This is a genomic window from Desulfosporosinus sp. Sb-LF (genome assembly GCF_004766055.1).
In the GTDB taxonomy this organism is placed as follows: domain Bacteria; phylum Bacillota; class Desulfitobacteriia; order Desulfitobacteriales; family Desulfitobacteriaceae; genus Desulfosporosinus.
On record NZ_SPQR01000005.1, the window covers coordinates 50713 to 68714 of the forward strand.

The window sequence follows — 18002 nt, forward strand, 5'->3', positions numbered from 1 at the left end:
CCTCATACTAATTTCAGCAACGTTCCTTCCGGAACCAGACACGAACATTTAAGAAAAGATAGTATTAAGCGATTTCATCCAGCGATCGACCAGCAGTCTTCTCGCCCCAGATTCCAGTAACAACAGCAGTCAGTAAGAACATAGCACCAATAATGAAGAATAAGATTGTGTATCCAAAACTCTTGTAGATCATTGGAACTACGATCATGGCACCGGCAGTTAGAAGCCGACCAGTACTGTAGATAAAACCTGTCCCACTGTTTCGAATATGTGTGGGATAAGATTCTGCCAAGTAAGACCACATAACAACGAAAACGCCATCCATGAGCACCCTGATAACAAACCCAATCCCTACGATGAGCATTGGGATCTTAAGAGTACCAAAGGCAATAGTCATAACACCAACTAGCACACTGTATATAACGATGGGGATCTTTCTACCGCCTTTATCAGTTACGGTAGCAGCTAGATAGTTACCGATAGGACTTCCAAAGGATACTAGAGCTGACATCCACAGAGCATCTTCCAATGTGAAACCAAATTCATTCAATAAGGTAGGCATCCAAGCGAAGAACATAAAGTAACCAACGGTAATACAGCAAACCATGGTAATTAACACACTGGTTTTCCGAGCATATTTTTGACTAAATATCTCTTTTAATGCTACTATGGTTCCTGCGTCTTTTTTGACAACGGCACCTTCTACAGGGATGCTCGCTTCATTTTTAATGTCAACTTTGACGTCTGGCATAAATCTCTGAATTACGACTTCTGCCTCTGCATATCGACCCTTGGAGATAAGCCAACGTGGAGATTCTTTTAACCAACCTAAGGCCAAGGCAAAGATAATAAAACCTGTTCCACCGATGAAGAAAATAGTTCTCCAACCATCTGGACTACTTGGTACAATTCGTTCAGCAACTTGCCCAATTAACGGTACACTGAGCAATCCTGTTGCCAGAGATATTGCTTGCCATTTTCCTCTTGAAGCAGCTGGTAATATTTCTGTGATATAGACCATTGCCACAACAACCATGGATAAAATACCAAAACCAGTCAAGGTTCTAAAGACTAAGAATAATTCCTTATTAGGAGCCACGCCGTTTAATACCGAAAATGTTGAGAAAAAAGCGACCGAAAACAAAAATGCTTTTCTTCTGCCAATAACGTCAGATAGCCACCCACCGAACCAACATCCAAACAACATACCTACGAAAGTACAAGAGTTAACCACGCCGATCCACTCCATTGAAACACCCCAGTGTTTAGTAAGAGCGGGAGCAACGAAAGAAAACGTAAATAAATCCATTTGGTCAAAAGCATAAGCTAAGGCTAAGATAATCAAAAACTTATAATGTTCCATACACATACGGGCTTCATCAAGGTAACGTCTCTTTCCAGGAGTGTTGACTACTGGATCCACACTTGCCGCTACTGCCATATATTTGCCTCCTAATTCATAATAAGTTTAACCAATAAACTATAAGTTCACGGATTGTTTACATTTAACCCCCTTGCTACTTTAATATTAAAGAATTCCGCTGTTCCCCTTGTGATTTCATGCACTTACAAGTCAGATTATATTCAATACATGTTTCTTTGTAAAATACCTAGTAACTATGCCCCGTATAACTAACATAACTATGGGTTAATTCATAATTCCTATTGTAACTATTCTGTATTCGATCCTTTGTCTTGCAAATGATAGGGAAAATTAAATTTCCTATAAACTTTGTAAATACTTTGTTATTTGAATGACACATAGTATAATGAATTATAATAATGGTCTATACCCTAGAAGTGGTCTATGAAGTCAATATACTATCAAGGATGGTTAAACACTATGCGATTTGAACAATTATGTTATTTGGTTGCAGTCCATGAATCGAAGTCGATTTCTTTAGCGGCCGAGCGTACCCATATTTCGCAACCTGCTCTAAGTGCGGCCATCAGTAAACTTGAAGATGAATTAGGTGTGGTTCTCCTGAAAAGGTCAAATTCTGGCGCCCAGCTTACCGAGATAGGTGAACTAGTCATTATCGAAGCAAAGGTAGTGCTTAATACAATTGATAAGATCAAATCTATTGCCCACGGTAACTCGATCGAGTTAAATGGAAACATCTCAATTGCCGCAGAACCGAGCATCAATATCACCGTGATGCCTGATATATTGACCACTTTTAAGCAAAATCATCCTAAAGTTAATGCTCTACTCAAAGTCGGAGAATCCAACAACATATTGCGAGATGTTGAATCCGGCAAAGCCGACTTTGGTATCATCTTGAAAACTGATGCATTTAGCAAATCGAAAGATCTTAACTATAAAGAGTTATTTTCCGATGAATTAGTAATCATCACTGGAAGTAGCTCTGAAATTGCTGCAGAATCATCAACAATGACACTAGCCAAAGCTCTTTCTTTGCCAATACTGTTGTACAATACCGAGTACCTCACAAGCTGTGGAGTGTCAAGTGTATTGCAGAAATATGGAGAACTTAATGTTTTATATCGAGTTGACAACTTAGAGATGATGGAGAAGCTCTTATCTCAGGGCAGAACCATTGCCTTTGTCCCACAATTTATGGCTGATGAGTATATAAAATCTAGTAAAATAACTAAGGTGACGATCAGTGACATTAGCTTAGAAATTTCAATAATCTTAATTTGGTTAAACCGTCACCACTTATCAATGGTCGAAAAAGAATTTATTAAAGTTATCAAAGCTGTATGTTCCAAGTATTCCATGAATAATTTATGAAATAAGCACCCTGGCACTTTTCGAGGTAGCAACAAATCTTACCAATTTGTTGCTACCTCATTTTAGAAAGAGGTTATATACCATCTGGTGTATGATCCTCTTTTTGTATTTGTGTCTATAGGGGGCATATTCAGCAAGTATTTTACACACAATAAACTTTGATCTTATAATGCAAATACTGGGGTAACGGCAGATTGGTACTCTCGGGTTAAGTTAAGAAGCTATGTTAAATATTTCTCATAAGAGCAAGACCTTCGTTTTAGGTCTAATGAATCTATATCTGAGCCTCTAGAAATTGCTGTTGAGAAACAGAAAATAAGGAGTTATTAAGCATATGGATCAAAAAATACAATTACTTTTACAAAAGAGAGACCTAGCCTTTGCTAAAAAGGGTATAGGCAGCGGTTTATTCACTGGCGCAGCTTGGGGACTGGACGGGGTATTGATGGGGATGGTCTTGGGTTTAGCACCCTTCACAAACAACATGAGTATCTTCGCTGCTCCTTTGGTAGGAGCCTGCATACATGATGGATTCGCAGCACTATGGTTGTTTATTCATAATGTCATTAACGGTAAATGGCGTGATTATGCGCGCACCATGAAAACTCGCCCTGCCAATATGATAATGTTGGCAGCTATCTTGGGTGGCCCCATTGGGATGTCCGGTAATTTGCTAGGAATTTATTTTGCGGGTGCCTCCTACACTGCAGCAATCACCGCAGCTTATCCTGCTATTGGCGCTATTCTTGGGTCCATTTTTCTCAAGGAAAAGGTATCGCCCCGTGTATGGGCTGGCATTGTATTAGCCATTATCGGCTCATTTATTGTTGGGTTTGTTCCACCTGAAGGGTCCGCTTATCCCCACTTTTATCTCGGTATTGGATTAGCTGCAGTTGCCGCCATTGGTTGGGCAATAGAAGGTGTAATGTCAACTTATGGGATGGATTTAGTGGATTCGGATATCGCCATTGGTATAAGGGAAGCTACTTCATTTTTCGTCTATGTCTTTGCCATTCTACCCTTGTTAGGAGGAGTTGCTTACCAGATTCTATTCGAAAGTTTTACGACACCCTCTGGCTGGTACATTGCAGTTATCGGCTTGGTTGGTGGAACCTCCTTTTTATCTTGGTATCGTGCTATGAATATGACCGGGGTAGGCAGGGCTATGGGTCTCAACGTGACCTTTGCATTATGGTCTGTCTTCTTCGGATGGTTGTTGAACAATTTACAAATAACATCGAACCTAATTATCGGAGTTGTCATCATTTCCCTTGGCACAATTCTTACTATAGGCAATCCCAAAGATTTAGTTAATTTAAGAAGTCGATAAGGAGGTTCACCATGAGCCAGATACCTGTAAAATTTAGAATTGTACAAGTGATCTCTCAAATCGAAGGAGTTTCAAATCAACAGATATTGGGAATGCTCAAAATTGAATACCCTCTTGATCGAAGTGTTCATGAAAAAGGCGTTGAAGACTACCTTCTTACCTTAAAGGCTGTCGGCCTTATTGAGCTAACGAATGTTACCTTAAATAATAAGGGTAAACTTAAACAGTATTATAAAATTACGGATTATGGTGCAAGCCGCATGAAATATATCAGTTAGATAAGAATCCTCATCCCACACATGTTCTCTCCGCCTATAAACAACGAAAGCAAAGGCCTTTACGTGACGCATGTAAGGCCTTTGCTTTCGCTTTTAAATCACTATCTACTCAAATCAAAACGCCTTGAAACCGTTGATGCTTTGATTCACCACCAGGTCAAGAATAGGACCCAACACATAGCTTAAGAAAAGTCTAAATCCCTCAGCCAATACCAGAGCCACCCCTACACGAAGTAGAATCCGTCCGCCACGAGACGTCGAACGGCGCAAAATTCCATCGTAATCAAGGGCTCCGGCAGCACCCCAGCCGAGTATCAGGCAAAGAACAAAAAAACCATAACTCATCCACGTGGTTAGATCAATCAAAGCCATGGCACTCCCCCCTTGCCAAAACTTATGATATAGTTCGGGGTTTTATGTAGAGTAATTCACCTTTTCATCTCCAACCTTTGCCCAAGTCTACTGTATTCTTTACTTTATCATTGTTCTTCAATGGTTTTCTGAGCTCCCCAACGCGATAAGAACTTAACTCTTACATGCCTAACTTCGAAAATGGCTCACACCTTAATTGACATGAGCCATCTGGATCATAATATCGTTTATTTTCGAAACTCTATCCTCATTCGTTAGGACAATTAAGTAATCCCCTGGGTAAATAACCGTATCCCCTTTGGGGATTATTTCTCGTTCTCCACGTTTGACGGAAACTAGTAAGCAATCTGATGGCCAAGTTACTTCTTTGATCTTTTTACCATCTAGCATCGACCCTAGACACACTGCAAACTCTAAGATGGATTTTGTTTTCTCGTTACCCATAACGGCCCTCTCACCCTGTTTGTGTAAAATCCTATCCAATAAGGACTCATAAATGGGTTTTGAACCTAATAGATCCGCAACAATATAGGCTACAATGGACACAACTGCCAGAGAAAGCAAATGGCTAAAGGACCCAGTCATTTCAGTAATCAAAATCGTTCCTGTTATTGGAGCCCTAACCACCGCTGTGAAGTAACCCGCCATCGCCAAAATTATAAAGTTACTCATAAAACCACTCTCGAAATGAAAAAATTGAACAAGGACCACTCCATATACATTCCCGATGATTGCACCGATGGCAAGCAAAGGAAGGAAGATCCCTCCAGGCGCACCTGATCCAAAGCTCGCCATTGTAAATAAAAACTTCACGAGCAATAAGACAATAAGAATAGTAAGAGAGAAATTTCCTGTGGTGACAAGCGATACTATCAGTTCATGCCCCCCCCCCAAAACCTGAGGTAATCTCAATCCCAAGACGACAGAAATTAAGAGCGGGATGATAATCCAGAACCTTTTAGAGAGCCATTTTTGCTCTACATATAAATCCTGTGTTCGTAAAATTGTTTTATTGAAAGCGACCCCTAAGACCCCGGTGATCATTCCTAATAGAACAATGTAAGCATAAGACCTAAGTGGCAAGATGGTTAGATTAGTAAAGTTAAAGACTGGCTTTAGACCAAAAAATTGACTGCTTACAAAATCAGCCGATAATGCCGCGGATAGCGCTGAAAGCAACACGATAGGAGAAAAGTTCTTATGGATTTCCTCGAGGGCAAACATGACCCCTGCCAAAGGGGCATTAAAGGCAGCAGCAAGACCAGCACTTGCTCCACTTGTAATGAGATATTTTTCTTCTATCTTAATTCTCTTAAATAGTTTACTGAAGCCCTGACCCACCGCTGCACCTAATTGAACGGAAGGACCTTCTCGTCCCATAGAAAGCCCTGTTCCAATGACCAGAACTCCCCCAATAAATTTACCAAGGATCACCTTCCACCATTCCATCTCAAGTTTTCTTAACAAAACCCCTTTAACCTGTGGAATACCACTCCCACTGATCATTGGCTCATATTTGACCATCAAACCAACGGAATAGCCTAACACAGCCAAAACGCATACCCAAATGGGTATCAAAATGGGTCGTTGAGTCAATCCTTGATAAACTTCAGTGAGCAAAATCCCCATTTCTTCGAGGGCATAGCGATATAAGACCACTACAAAACCCGTTAAAATCCCAACAGCAATTCCTTCAAAAACTAATTTCAAGCGAAAACTATGCCAATGAAACAATGAATTATAAGTATTATTTTTATTATTTGTGTCCATTCGTTCTCCATAATTGCAGGTGAATCCATACCCTGAAATTTTTCCCTCTTATTTGAACATCTAACAATGCATCCAGAAATACTAGGCTCACACCTAGTACGTGTGAGCCTCAAATATCCGTTATTTAAAAACCCATGCTTTAATCTTTCTCAATAGGATCGAGATAAATTCGGGGAACTCGTTTCGATATTCCACAGATCACCTCATAGTTGATCGTTCCGATCCAATCCGCCATTTCTGTCGCCGTAATTTGTTCATTGCCATCCTTTCCCAGGATCGTCACGACATCCCCTACTTTTACTCCCTTGATCTTGGTCACTTCAAGCATAGTCTGATCCATGCAGATCCGCCCGATAACCATGGCACGCCGCCCCTGGATAAGCATTTCACCATGATTTGAAAGAGACCTGCGCAACCCATCCGCATAACCCATCGGGATAGTTGCAACACGGGTCGGGTAAGCGGCTTGGAAAGTACGACCATAGCTTACGGTTTCTCCTGTTTTAATAGTTTTGAGATGAGACACTTTCGCTTTCCAAGACATTACCGGTTCCAAGCCAACGTTTCCACCAATCTGCGACGACGGCGCAAGGCCATAAAGGCCTATTCCCGGACGCACAAGTTCAAAATGTGATTCTGGAAATTGGAGAATTGCCGCGCTATTGGCTGCATGCCTGATTGGGATTGTAAGGCCGCCAACCTTGAGTTTGTTATAAATGGACTGAAAACGCTTTAGCTGCTCTCGAGCGAACGACAGATCTTTTTGATCAGACGTGGCAAAGTGTGTAAAAATTCCTTCGATTAATAGGTTCGGCAAAGCGGCAATACGCAGAATCTCCGCCAAGTCTGTTTCTCGAAATCCAATTCGACTCATTCCTGTATCGACTTTAATATGTAATCTCGCAGTTCGATTTTGTTTAACAGCCGCCTCTGAGAGCGCCTGTGCCTGAACAAATTGGAAAATGGCAGGAATTATATCCTCCCTAACTAGAATATCCGACTGGTCCGGTTCGGTAGCCCCAATGACCATAACCGTAAGCTCTGGAAACGCCGCTTTAATCTCCAGCGCTTCTTCCAAGAGAGCAACTCCGAAACGCTTTGCCCCGCACGTAATTAACGTTTTCACGACGGTGATCACTCCATGCCCGTAGGCATCAGCCTTGACAATCGGCATCATTTCACTCTGGGTATACGCCTGAAGCTTGAAGTAATTTTCTTTTAGAGTTTGTAGATTCACCTCAGCCCAAACCCGTCCCATATCTCCATCTCCTCTTTCCCTCTAAAGGCGTAAGTTCCAACGCACGCCGCACTTTAGGCAGTTGTTCTGCCACTTCCGATGCAGTAAACCCTGACCATCCATACTCTATCGCTAACTCATCCGCTGCTTTCCCATGTAAGTATACGCCCAGACACGCCGCTTCCAGCGGGGCAATCCCTTGTGCCAGCCAAGCGAGAATGCAACCTGTGAGGATGTCACCCGTTCCTCCAGTCCCCAATCCGGGATTTCCAGTTGGATTGAAAAAGGCTCGGCCGTCTGGTGAGGCAATGATGGTCACGGAACCCTTTAAAACAACCACTGACTCCCATTCCACGGCTTTCGTTACCGCGATATCCAGTCGGTTTCGCTCAATATCTTCAACACTACATTGACAAAGCCGGGCCATTTCACCCGGATGGGGCGTAAGGATCCGGGGACCTCCGCTATTCAGCGAACCCAGTAAGCCCGGTACTGAAGATACCAGATTGAGGGCATCCGCATCCAAGACAACCGGGCAACGTATGTTTCTCAAGATTTCCTCTAGTACAGTTATAAATTGCGGATTCTGAGCTAAGCCCGGCCCTACTGCCAAGGCTTGGGCCTTCTCGGATTGCTTTAAGATCGCTGACCAAGCTTTTTCGTTCAGGGTATCTTCTCCAGGTGCGGACCAAACGGTTGCTTCCGTGATGTTTGCATCAACTTCTTTGGCAATTCCCTCCGGAGTGATGATCTGCAACAGTCCAATGCCGCTTCGCAAAGCTCCCCGCCCAGCTAGAACAGCAGCTCCACTCATTCCTTTAGACCCTGCCACAAGAATTCCTTTACCATGGGTTCCTTTGTGACCTTTAAATTGGCGAATGGGCAGCATAGCGCGCACATCGCCATCCGTTAACACAAACGTAGAAATTTCTTCATCTTTAAAGTAGGGTTCGGGAATAGAAATTGAATCCACCACAACCCGTCCGCTGTATTCTGGCCCTTCGCCCAGAAAAAGACCCCATTTAGGAAGTCCAAAGGTAACGGTGGTGTGGGCGCGGATCGCAGTACGGTAGACATTTCCCGTGTTGGCCTCCACCCCACTGGGAACGTCGATAGAGATCACACACCCCGATGCACGATTTACTTCATCGACATATTCTTCGATCAAACTCGGCAAAGCCCCACGCATCCCAATCCCATACAGGGCATCCACCACGACATCCGCTTGAGTTAATGCCAAACGCGTCAAACGCCGTTGTTTCTCCCCTTCTATTACAAAGCATCTCCCAGTTGTTCCTTGAAAAAGGCGCAAGTTTAAGGCTGCATCTCCTTTAAATTCCTTCAGGCCAGCGAATAGCAAAGCCGTGACATCCATGCCTTGGAGAACCAAATGCCGTGCCACAGCCAAGCCGTCTCCTCCATTATTGCCCTTGCCAACTAAAATCACTGCCTTTCGGCCGTTCATCCCTCCCCCACTCGACTCGGAGAGACAATGACGAATTTCTTCGACAACAGCCCAGGCTGCATTCTCCATAAGCAGTAAACTCGGAATGCCATAATTTGAAATTGCTCTTTCTTCGATCTGCCTCATCTGTTCGGCGCTAACCACACGCACTTTCCCCACCCCGGTTCTTATTCTTATCTTGCGTCCAATTTTTTGTTTCTTAGTCTAAGACCGCAAAGGCCATCGCCTGCGTGCGATTATGGGACAAACTGACTCGAACCGTGGAACCGCCTCTGGCCCTAACCAAATTCATGGCTCTGGAACTAAGATAAACTAGAGGCTCTCCACTAACATCACTCAATATTTCTATATCATGCCAGGATAATCCGCAGAGCCCTGTCCCCAATGTTTTAAGAACAGCCTCTTTTCCAGCGAAACGAGCCGCATAACTCTGAATGCCTTTACTTCTAAGGTTCTCTCTCTCTCTAGGTGTGAAAAGACGTTCATTCAACTTTGGTTGACGTTTAAACGCTATATCGATTCGTTCTATTTCAATAATATCAATGCCAGGATACATTTTGCATACTCCAAATCATGTAATTAACTGCGTCAACTGAACTTGGCCCTCTGCTGAGCCTGCAACTAGTAAGACATCTTCTGCTTGAAGAACAAAACCAGCCTCCGGAGAAAAATGTTCAAAACCGTCTCGAACTACTGCAATAATCGTTGTCCCCGTACGCTCTCGAATCCTTAATTCCTGCAAGGTCTTCCCAATCGCCGATGAGGCCTTTTCTAGTTTGATTTCTCCGACATCTAGCCAACGGGACATAATGCGTTCAGCATATCCACGCATTTTGTTTAGATGGTGTTCAATCTTTAGATCATTCTCACGCCTTTGGTCCATTAAACTTTTTAAGTCTTCTAGAAAGACTTGGATTTCTCCTTTTTGGTTGAAGGATTTAGTAAATTTTTCTGCCAAAGACTTTGATGTTACGGTAATCCCTACCCCTTGACTAACCATAACCACACCGACATTTTGCAGAATTGCAATCGCCCGACGTATAGTTTCTGGTGAGACATTATACCGCCCTGCTAACGTAGAACGACCATGAATTTTTTCTCCTTCATGATATTCTCCCATCGTGATAGCGTGCGCTATATCAATAGCTATTTCCTGATAGCGTGCTTGGTCCAATCAGTTCAACCCCTTACCCCATTTGTTCTATTATAACATAGCCAAATGCTGGTGGCATCATGCTATTGACAAGTAACAACTTTAATGTTACTATTAAGTTGTTAGTAAAAATAAATAATAGATTGCTTAATTTCCTAAAGGAAAACGGGGGAACCACATCTTGGGGTGAATCGCCAAATGGCGTAGAGCAGTTTCAGCTCGAACCCGACAGCTAACCTCGTAAGCGTTGAAACACGTTAACGTAATATCGTGATATTCTGCGTTTATTTCTTTTGGGAACCGCCATAGTAGAGCGGTTCTCTTTTTGTTTCAATCGTGAACCCTCGAATATAATAAAGGAGGAATCTGGATGGCTGTTCAACTTCTCAATAAACCCGATACATTTCGTCAATTCGCACTGCAGCGGGGCGCAGTTCTTAAACAAAAAATAACGCCTTATCTTGAAAAATGCAAAACCATCCCAACGGGGTTCTCGAACACAGAAGCTTACCAATTCAACCGAGCAAACATTCTAAAGCACTTCAATGCAACGCTCGAAGACTGGAATAATTGGCACTGGCAAATGCACAACAGGATCACCGATCCTCACGTCTTGAGTGCTATACTTCCCGCCTTAACCACGGAACAATGCCAAGAAATCGAGCGTGTAGGAAAAACCTTCCGTTGGGCTGTATCCCCGTACTATCTGAGTTTGATGGATGTTACAGATCCCCTTGACCCTATTCGTCTTCAGGGACTACCTACACAGGATGAACTTTTCGATGATTTTGGCGAAGAAGATCCCATGGGGGAAGCCATTACATCCCCTGCTCCCTGCATTACCCGTCGTTATCCTGATCGCTTAATTATCAACGTCACGAATATGTGCGCAATGTACTGCCGACATTGTCAGCGCCGACGAAATATTGGTGAAACGGACACCCACGAAGAACGGGCCCGACTTACAGCAGCGCTCGATTATATTCGGTCAAACCCCGAGATTCGGGACGTCTTAGTGACAGGCGGAGACGCCTTACTTCTCAGTGATCTAACCTTAGATTGGCTTCTTGGGGAACTCCATTCCATTCCTCATGTAGAAATCAAACGCCTCGGGACACGAGCTCCCGTGACCATGCCGATGCGCATTACGAATGAATTATGTTCTATCTTGGCCAAATATCCACCTTTATATATCAACACACAGTTCAACCACCCCAAAGAAGTGACCGAAGATGCCAAAAAGGCGGCTGACAAACTCGTTGCAGCCGGAGTGGTCTTAGGAAATCAGACGGTATTGCTCAAAGGCGTTAATAATCAGCCGGAAATCATGAAAAAACTCAATCAAGAACTACTCAAAATTAGAGTCCGCCCCTATTATATCTTTCATGCCAAAAACGTCAAAGGAACACGTCATTTTGTGCCTCGGATCCAAGACGGACTTGATGTTATGGAACATTTACGGGGATATACTTCAGGGCTTGCGATACCAACCTATATTGTGAATGCTCCCAAAGGCGGCGGCAAAACTCCCATCTTACCGCAATATCTTATGTCCCTCCATGAAAACAAAGCGGTTTTGCGTACTTGGGAAGGAAAACTCATCCGGTATGAAACTCCATAATAGGAGATTAACCTTTGAAAGGGGTGTGTAAAATGATGGAACGTCTCAATAACGACCAAATAGCCCAGCGGATTCTGGATGCAAACTCAGATCTGAAACGTTACTTGAACTTAGCACCTAGCCTTAATAAACCTGCTCCATCCCAACCAAAAACCACCGTAGGATATTTCCAACGTCCGATTTCCACGACCCCATTTCATAGACCTTTGCTAAGACCTTTAGAATAGGTCTTGTGAATATCACTTAGTCCTCTCCATTTACTAGCGGTCCTCGGACCGCTAGTTTTTTGCGTTTTTCCCTTGCCATGTATCTCTTCGTGCTAATTCCGCGTCAATAGCATTGAGGACCTCCCATTTTTTGCGGCTCCAAAGAGGTCCGATGAGATCGTCCGGTGGTCCATCTCCTGTCAAACGATGAATCACCATCTCTTGTGGTAAGATCTCCAAAATATCGACGATGAGCGAGACATAGCCTTCTTTCGTCAGAAAATCAAACGGTTCACACTGATAAATTTCCTCCAACGGCGTTCCCCTCAATACATGTAACAAATGAAGTTTGATCCCTTGTAAAGGAAGCTCAGCAACCGCTTGCGCTGTTGCCATCATTTCTGCTTTTGTTTCTCCCGGTAACCCAAGAATAATATGAGCACAAACCTGTATTCCCCTCGAACGCAACTGATCAAGGCCCCTTAGAAATTGAGCATAGTCATGACCACGACCAATCCACTGCATGGTTCGGTCATGAATACTTTGTAACCCCAGCTCGACCCACAAATAGGTTCTTTGATTCAATTCCTCAAGATAATCCAAGACATCCTCTGGTAAGCAGTCCGGCCTTGTCGATATGGATAACCCTACGACATGCTCCTCGGCTAAGGCCTCTTCATAGACTTCGCGCAACCGTGTTACGTTGGCATAGGTATTCGTATAGGCTTGGAAATACGCGATGTACCTGGCACCAGGCCATTTTTTCTTCATTCGTTCCTTCACTTCTACAAACTGATCGTGAATAGACAGCTCCTGATTTCCAGCAAAATCTCCGGACCCCCGTTCACTGCAATAGACACACCCGCCCGTTCCCAACGTCCCATCTCGGTTAGGGCATGTAAATCCAGCATCTAACGAGACCTTAAAGATCTTCCCTCCGAACCTTTCACGCAACTGTTCATTAAAGGTATGATAGCGCTTTTGCATAGTATAAGCCATTCTTTCCGTTGGATTAATCCATTAATTTATCCAGGTCCCTCGAAGAAGTTAATGCTCCTTTAAAGCAATAACCTGAGCGCCTAAAACTTTAATAATGAAGTGTATTACCCCTGGTAAAGTTCAAGTTTCTCTCCGCTAGGACCACGGAAAAAAAAGTTATACCTTCCTTCTCCTATAGTCATGGGCTCGGAAGAAATCATCTCCACTTGATGAGCTCGTAAATGCTTATAAGCTTTAAAGATATCTGATACCTTCAGGGCCAAGTGATTGACAACACCATCTTCATACTGCTGCCCGTCGATAACTTCGACTAGTTCCACGACAGTACCCCCTAATTCTAGAAAAGCCAATTCCACCTCTCCTGGTTTTATCCGGTGCGAAAACTTAAAGCCGAGTACCTCTATGTAAAAGTGAATAGCCTTTTCCATATCCAAGGCCTTAATCCCAATATGTTCGATTCCTATAAAAAAAGACTTGTTTGGCATTTCTTTCACCTAGTTAAGAAAACTTGGACAAAACCTAACCTTATCCTTTCGTAATTGTATGAACCTCTCCAAGTTTTGGGACAATAATCTCTTTAGTTAGTCTATCTTTCCCTTGAAATTTAGTCATATACTACGTTTCCATGGTCTCTAATTGGCTCTAGTTAGAGCTTACATTACATTATGACCAATATGTAAAAATAACTATTTTTTCCTTGAGAACTCCCTCGCTCCGAGGATCATACAAGACGCTCTAGCTCCAAAAGCCTTTGTTTAATGTCCACCCCCCCGGCATACCCTGTCAAACTTCCATTTTTTCCGATCACTCGATGGCAAGGAACCACAATTCCAATGGGATTTCGATTGTTGGCCATACCCACTGCTCTCTGACCCTTTGGGTTTCCCACCCTCAGAGCTATTTCACCATAACTGCGTGTCACCCCATAAGGAATGCGCAGAAGTTCTTCCCATACTTGACGTTGGAAAGGGGTTCCCATCTGATGGAGAGGGATCGTAAACTCTCTACGTTTGGCATCAAGATACTCTTGTAACTGGCTAATAGCTTCGCGATTCGGCTCGCGCTTACGCATCAAAAACCATTTAGGGAACCATCGTGACGCCCATGTCCTCAAAGTCTTTTCTTCCTCAACCGATGGGCCAAGCCCTAGCCAACACATCCCTATCGGGGTAGAGGCAACCGTTAACTCAACCTCAAGGTCTTTAATCATCACCCGTTCCGTCCAATAAGCAACCGTTTGAGCCTGCCAAAGTTCCTGAACGAGATAGCGGATTAGTTGGCCATCTTGATAGACTTCAACTGAGGTTTTATCCTTTTGCAAACGTTGATCAAGCTCTATCGGAACGGTCCATCTTGGCCCTTTTTCGCGATAAAACGCAAAGTCTTCCTGTGGAATCCTCATCAGTGCATAGATTAATGCAGCTAAACCTCTCGCTAAGGGTACTTCAGATTCTAAGATAGGCCTGATGCGTTCTTCAAGGGGATCCACTAAATGTGGAGCAACCTGAGCCAATTGCGCCAACCCCCATAAAGCACCATCGCGCAAACTTTCATCTTCTATTAGCCCCGAAAGCATCCAATTAAAGTGTCCGCATGTCTCCGGACAATGAGCAAGAATGCTTCCTATCGCATCAGAAGCATTCCAAGCCGTCCCTCCTGATTCTTCGTTGAGCATCCAAAAATAACGTCGCACAAGTTCCACAGCATAGTTTGGTTCTTCTTGCTCGATATAATCCGCAACTACCCCTAATGCCTCTACCGCTCGCCAGAAGACTATCCCATCTTTAACATAAATTCGAGCCATCAGTTGTCGATAGATGTTCTTATTTTCTTTTACCCAGTGGCATAGTTGCTTCCAATCCCGCTTGGCTAAAACTTGTTCCAGTTCTATCTTGGAAGGCATGAGATCACCTGCTTTCTTCTATCTCTTTCGTAACTTCCTTATACATTTAAGTTTCTACCAAGATCCACCGTCATCACAGATCTTTGTGTTAGTTCTTATAATCAGCCTCGTACTTTATTAAAACTATAATATCATTATAACTGAATACAGCTTTGTAATAAACTAACAATAAAAAGGCAGCCCCAAAGGCGGCCGCCCATGCGCTTCACTCAAAAACTAAATAATGCGCAAAAATCATGAATTTATTCCATAAGTAGTTAAATTATGGAATAACAGCAATAAACTTCTTTTAATTTTATATAAAGAGTATTTATTTATCCTATACTGGACAATAATTTCAAGGCGCTAATTCCAAATATAAGCTACAATAACTATTGTGACAAGGCCTTTGAATTAAGATGTTCTAAAACTCCTTCAAAATCCTCCTGCATCTTACGTGTGAAAATGTCTAATGATATACTTGATCTGACCGTCAGATATCTTTTAGTCATAGGAAGAGCTTTTTCTTGGCCTTGTCCTTTATTTAAACTTTTTTATTTTTTGTGATCGTTTTAGAAGGAAATCCTTTCTGGATGTCGAATTGTATTTTATAGAAAAATTTGATAATGCACAAAAAAGGACCATGGAGGTCTGTCCCTAACAAGGGCAGCGCTATGGCCCTTTTTAATTTTTTAAAAAGAAGGAGCAAAATGTAATGTGTGAAGCAAATGCCTACCTCAAAGAGGGAGAAACCGAAGTACTGTTCATGGAGTCGGTCGATACTATTGAACCCTACGAAGGCGGTCTTAAGCTCATGGATATTTTCGGGATGCAAAAGTTTATCCAAGCCAAAATCAAAGACATGACTCTTCTCAATCATCGAATTCTTTTGGAAAGAACAGACGACAAGTAACAGATCGAAGAGAGGAGAGACCCTTATGCATATTCCTGACGGGTACTTAAGCCCACAAACCAATGCAGTATTAGGGGTCGTCAGTGCGCTGACGGCTGCCGGGGCCGCTTACAAAACCTCCAAGACCGTTCAGTCAAAATACATCCCTTTACTTTCGATTGGAGCCGCTTTTTCCTTTACCATTATGATGTTTAATATCCCCATACCCGATGGAACCACTGCCCATGCGGTCGGGGGGACCCTTCTTGCCATTCTCCTGGGTCCATGGGCAGCCATGATCGGGGTATCCATCGCTCTCGTCATTCAAGCTCTCTTCTTTGGAGATGGAGGAATTCTAGCCCTCGGAGCCAATATTTTCAATATGGGGATCATTCTCCCCCTTGTAGGCTATGCAGTTTATCGTCTGATCGCTGGTCAAAGCGCGGTCGAATCGAAGCGTAGGCTGATTGCCGCCGCTGTCGCTGGATACCTTGCCATCAATGTGGCCGCACTGGTAGCAGGAGTTGAATTTGGGCTGCAACCACTTCTTTTTCACAGTGCCAACGGCATGCCCCTCTACAGTCCGTATGGACTAAACGTAGCTCTCCCAGCCATGCTTTTTGGCCATGTAATCATAGCTGGACCCGTAGAAGGTTTGGTTACCTTTCTCGCTCTTTCCTACTTGCAACGTAATAACCCAGCTCTTCTTCAAATCATGAGACCCAGCACAGTCCACAGTGCAGATCATAACCCTAGTCCACGCTATGGCAAGCTGATTACAGGGATTCTGGCCCTTGTCGTACTGAGTCCTCTGGGATTATTGGCTAGCGGGACTGCCTGGGGAGAATGGAGTTCCGAAGAAATTCAGGGTCAGTTAGGTTTTGTTCCTGCCGGGATGCAAAAACTCAATACTTTTTGGGATCACGCCCTCTTAAAGGGTTATGGCGCGCCTGCTTTGACCCAGACATTTTGGCAACAATCCTTAGGGTATCTCCTATCGGCCTTTGTCGGACTCCTCGCAATAGGAGGAACGGCCTATGTGCTTCAACGTCTCTTCCGGAAGGGAGAGGTTCGGAATGGAGCTTCCACTTTGGTTGCAAAAAAATAGTGAACTTCCGACTTTTCCCTCACTTCAATCTTCTTCCCCAGCCCCCCAAAAAGCAAAGCGGTCCAATTTTATTCAGAAGACCCTGCAAGGTATTGTTCATCTCATACGAGAATCCGTTTATTCCGAAGAAATCGCTCTTCGCCCAGGGTTTCTACAAGCCATGGATCCCCGCCTTAAGCTCTTGGCTATTTTCTCCCTCCTCATCACTGTCAATCTTCTGCGCCATTTGCCGTTGCTTTGGGGAATCTATCTCGGGATTTTAACCCTCGCAATGTTGTCAAAAGTGCCTAGTCGTTTCCTGATTCAGCGGGTTTGGTTCGTTATTCCCTTATTTACTGGCATCATGGTCCTACCTGCCCTATTTAATTGGGTACGCCCTGGTGACCTCCTCTGGCAAATTTGGACCTTCGCGACCCCACCCCACATCGGACCGGTTCATTTCCCACCTGAATTATTCATCACTCGACAGGGCTTTTGGGGAGCAGTTCTCCTGATTAGCCGAGTGGGGATTTCTGTCACTCTCGCGGTTCTTCTCACCTTAACGACACGTTGGAACAACCTGCTGCGCGCTTTACGTACCTTTTTTGTTCCTAAGATTTTCATCGTTACTTTAGAAATGACCTACCGCTATATCTTCGTGCTCATTACCCTTTTAGAGGACATGTTCTTGGCGCGAAAAGCTCGTGACGCAGGGCAATCGTCCGGCGCAGAGCAACGGCGTTTCGTTGGATCATCGATTGCTCACCTTTTTGGCAAATCCCTACAAATGAGCGAAGAGGTGTATACCTCAATGACCGCACGGGGATATACCGGTGAAATTCATACTCTTCAGCATTTTCAACTACGTTGGATGGACGTCTTTAGCCTGGGGGTTAGCCTCATGGCGAGCTTAACACTTTATGCTGCTGATAAAGTCTTGGGAGGATGAGAA

The 18002-nt window shown here is 43.7% G+C and carries 18 protein-coding genes and 1 riboswitch; of the genes, 8 read left to right on the forward strand and 10 right to left on the reverse strand.

Features of this window, described 5'->3' with window-relative positions:
- Positions 1–64: 64 nt before the first annotated feature.
- Positions 65–1441, reverse strand: coding sequence for an MFS transporter (locus E4K68_RS08450; RefSeq protein WP_135378498.1), 1377 nt, complete (start codon positions 1439–1441; stop codon positions 65–67).
- Positions 1442–1843: 402 nt separating this feature from the next.
- Between E4K68_RS08450 and E4K68_RS08455 the strand changes: the two genes are divergently transcribed.
- From E4K68_RS08455 to E4K68_RS08465, 3 genes are all read left to right on the forward strand, one after another.
- Positions 1844–2758 (forward strand): LysR family transcriptional regulator, encoded by a 915-nt coding sequence (locus E4K68_RS08455; RefSeq protein ID WP_135378499.1) that lies wholly within the window; start codon positions 1844–1846, stop codon positions 2756–2758.
- A gap of 334 nt (positions 2759–3092) precedes the next feature.
- Positions 3093–4088: a DMT family transporter gene (locus tag E4K68_RS08460; protein ID WP_135378500.1), complete on the forward strand. Its 996-nt coding sequence runs from the start codon at positions 3093–3095 to the stop codon at positions 4086–4088.
- Between the two features lie 11 nt (positions 4089–4099).
- The gene (locus E4K68_RS08465) at positions 4100–4366 is read left to right on the forward strand and encodes a hypothetical protein (RefSeq protein WP_135378501.1); all 267 of its coding nucleotides are present in this window, start codon (positions 4100–4102) and stop codon (positions 4364–4366) included.
- Between the two features lie 114 nt (positions 4367–4480).
- On the opposite strand, the gene E4K68_RS08470 is transcribed toward E4K68_RS08465, so the two are convergent.
- From E4K68_RS08470 to E4K68_RS08495, 6 genes are all read right to left on the reverse strand, one after another.
- On the reverse strand, positions 4481–4711 hold the full coding sequence (locus tag E4K68_RS08470) for a hypothetical protein (protein ID WP_243450310.1): 231 nt from the start codon (positions 4709–4711) through the stop codon (positions 4481–4483).
- 219 nt (positions 4712–4930) lie between these two features.
- Positions 4931–6508, reverse strand: a complete 1578-nt coding sequence (gene clcA / locus E4K68_RS08475) for a H(+)/Cl(-) exchange transporter ClcA (RefSeq protein ID WP_135378503.1) — start codon at positions 6506–6508, stop codon at positions 4931–4933.
- Positions 6509–6647: 139 nt separating this feature from the next.
- The gene (gene alr, locus E4K68_RS08480) at positions 6648–7766 is read right to left on the reverse strand and encodes an alanine racemase (RefSeq protein WP_135378504.1); all 1119 of its coding nucleotides are present in this window, start codon (positions 7764–7766) and stop codon (positions 6648–6650) included.
- Positions 7747–9360, reverse strand: coding sequence for an NAD(P)H-hydrate dehydratase (locus tag E4K68_RS08485; RefSeq protein ID WP_135378505.1), 1614 nt, complete (start codon positions 9358–9360; stop codon positions 7747–7749). The genes alr and E4K68_RS08485 overlap by 20 nt, the downstream gene beginning before the upstream one ends.
- Positions 9361–9409: 49 nt before the next feature.
- Positions 9410–9766, reverse strand: coding sequence for a holo-ACP synthase (gene acpS, locus E4K68_RS08490; RefSeq protein WP_135378506.1), 357 nt, complete (start codon positions 9764–9766; stop codon positions 9410–9412).
- Positions 9767–9781: 15 nt separating this feature from the next.
- Positions 9782–10384, reverse strand: coding sequence for a TrkA C-terminal domain-containing protein (locus E4K68_RS08495; RefSeq protein WP_135378507.1), 603 nt, complete (start codon positions 10382–10384; stop codon positions 9782–9784).
- A 113-nt stretch (positions 10385–10497) separates the two neighbouring features.
- A riboswitch (cyclic di-AMP (ydaO/yuaA leader) is annotated at positions 10498–10625 on the forward strand.
- A gap of 108 nt (positions 10626–10733) precedes the next feature.
- Here E4K68_RS08495 and eam point away from each other — a divergent pair.
- On the forward strand, positions 10734–11984 hold the full coding sequence (eam, locus tag E4K68_RS08500) for a glutamate 2,3-aminomutase (protein WP_135378508.1): 1251 nt from the start codon (positions 10734–10736) through the stop codon (positions 11982–11984).
- Positions 11985–12016: 32 nt separating this feature from the next.
- Positions 12017–12211: a hypothetical protein gene (locus E4K68_RS08505; RefSeq protein WP_243450311.1), complete on the forward strand. Its 195-nt coding sequence runs from the start codon at positions 12017–12019 to the stop codon at positions 12209–12211.
- 51 nt (positions 12212–12262) lie between these two features.
- Here the strand turns inward: E4K68_RS08505 and E4K68_RS08510 are convergent, their stop codons facing one another.
- The 3 genes from E4K68_RS08510 to E4K68_RS08520 all read right to left on the reverse strand — a co-directional run bounded on the left by E4K68_RS08510 (position 12263) and on the right by E4K68_RS08520 (position 15092).
- Positions 12263–13189: a TIGR01212 family radical SAM protein gene (locus E4K68_RS08510; protein ID WP_135378509.1), complete on the reverse strand. Its 927-nt coding sequence runs from the start codon at positions 13187–13189 to the stop codon at positions 12263–12265.
- Positions 13190–13293: 104 nt separating this feature from the next.
- Positions 13294–13674 (reverse strand): VOC family protein, encoded by a 381-nt coding sequence (locus tag E4K68_RS08515; protein WP_135378762.1) that lies wholly within the window; start codon positions 13672–13674, stop codon positions 13294–13296.
- Between the two features lie 236 nt (positions 13675–13910).
- The gene (locus E4K68_RS08520) at positions 13911–15092 is read right to left on the reverse strand and encodes a DVU0298 family protein (RefSeq protein ID WP_135378510.1); all 1182 of its coding nucleotides are present in this window, start codon (positions 15090–15092) and stop codon (positions 13911–13913) included.
- Between the two features lie 694 nt (positions 15093–15786).
- Here E4K68_RS08520 and E4K68_RS08525 point away from each other — a divergent pair.
- From E4K68_RS08525 to cbiQ, 3 genes are read left to right on the forward strand one after another with little or no spacing between them, the layout of a single operon-like run.
- Positions 15787–15984, forward strand: coding sequence for a CooT family nickel-binding protein (locus E4K68_RS08525; protein WP_135378511.1), 198 nt, complete (start codon positions 15787–15789; stop codon positions 15982–15984).
- Positions 15985–16009: 25 nt separating this feature from the next.
- Entirely contained in the window at positions 16010–17071 is a 1062-nt protein-coding gene (cbiM, locus tag E4K68_RS08530) for a cobalt transporter CbiM (RefSeq protein WP_135378512.1), read from the forward strand.
- Complete coding sequence (gene cbiQ, locus E4K68_RS08535) at positions 17040–17999, forward strand: cobalt ECF transporter T component CbiQ (protein ID WP_135378513.1); 960 nt, start codon at positions 17040–17042, stop codon at positions 17997–17999. The genes cbiM and cbiQ overlap by 32 nt, the downstream gene beginning before the upstream one ends.
- Positions 18000–18002: the final 3 nt, after the last annotated feature.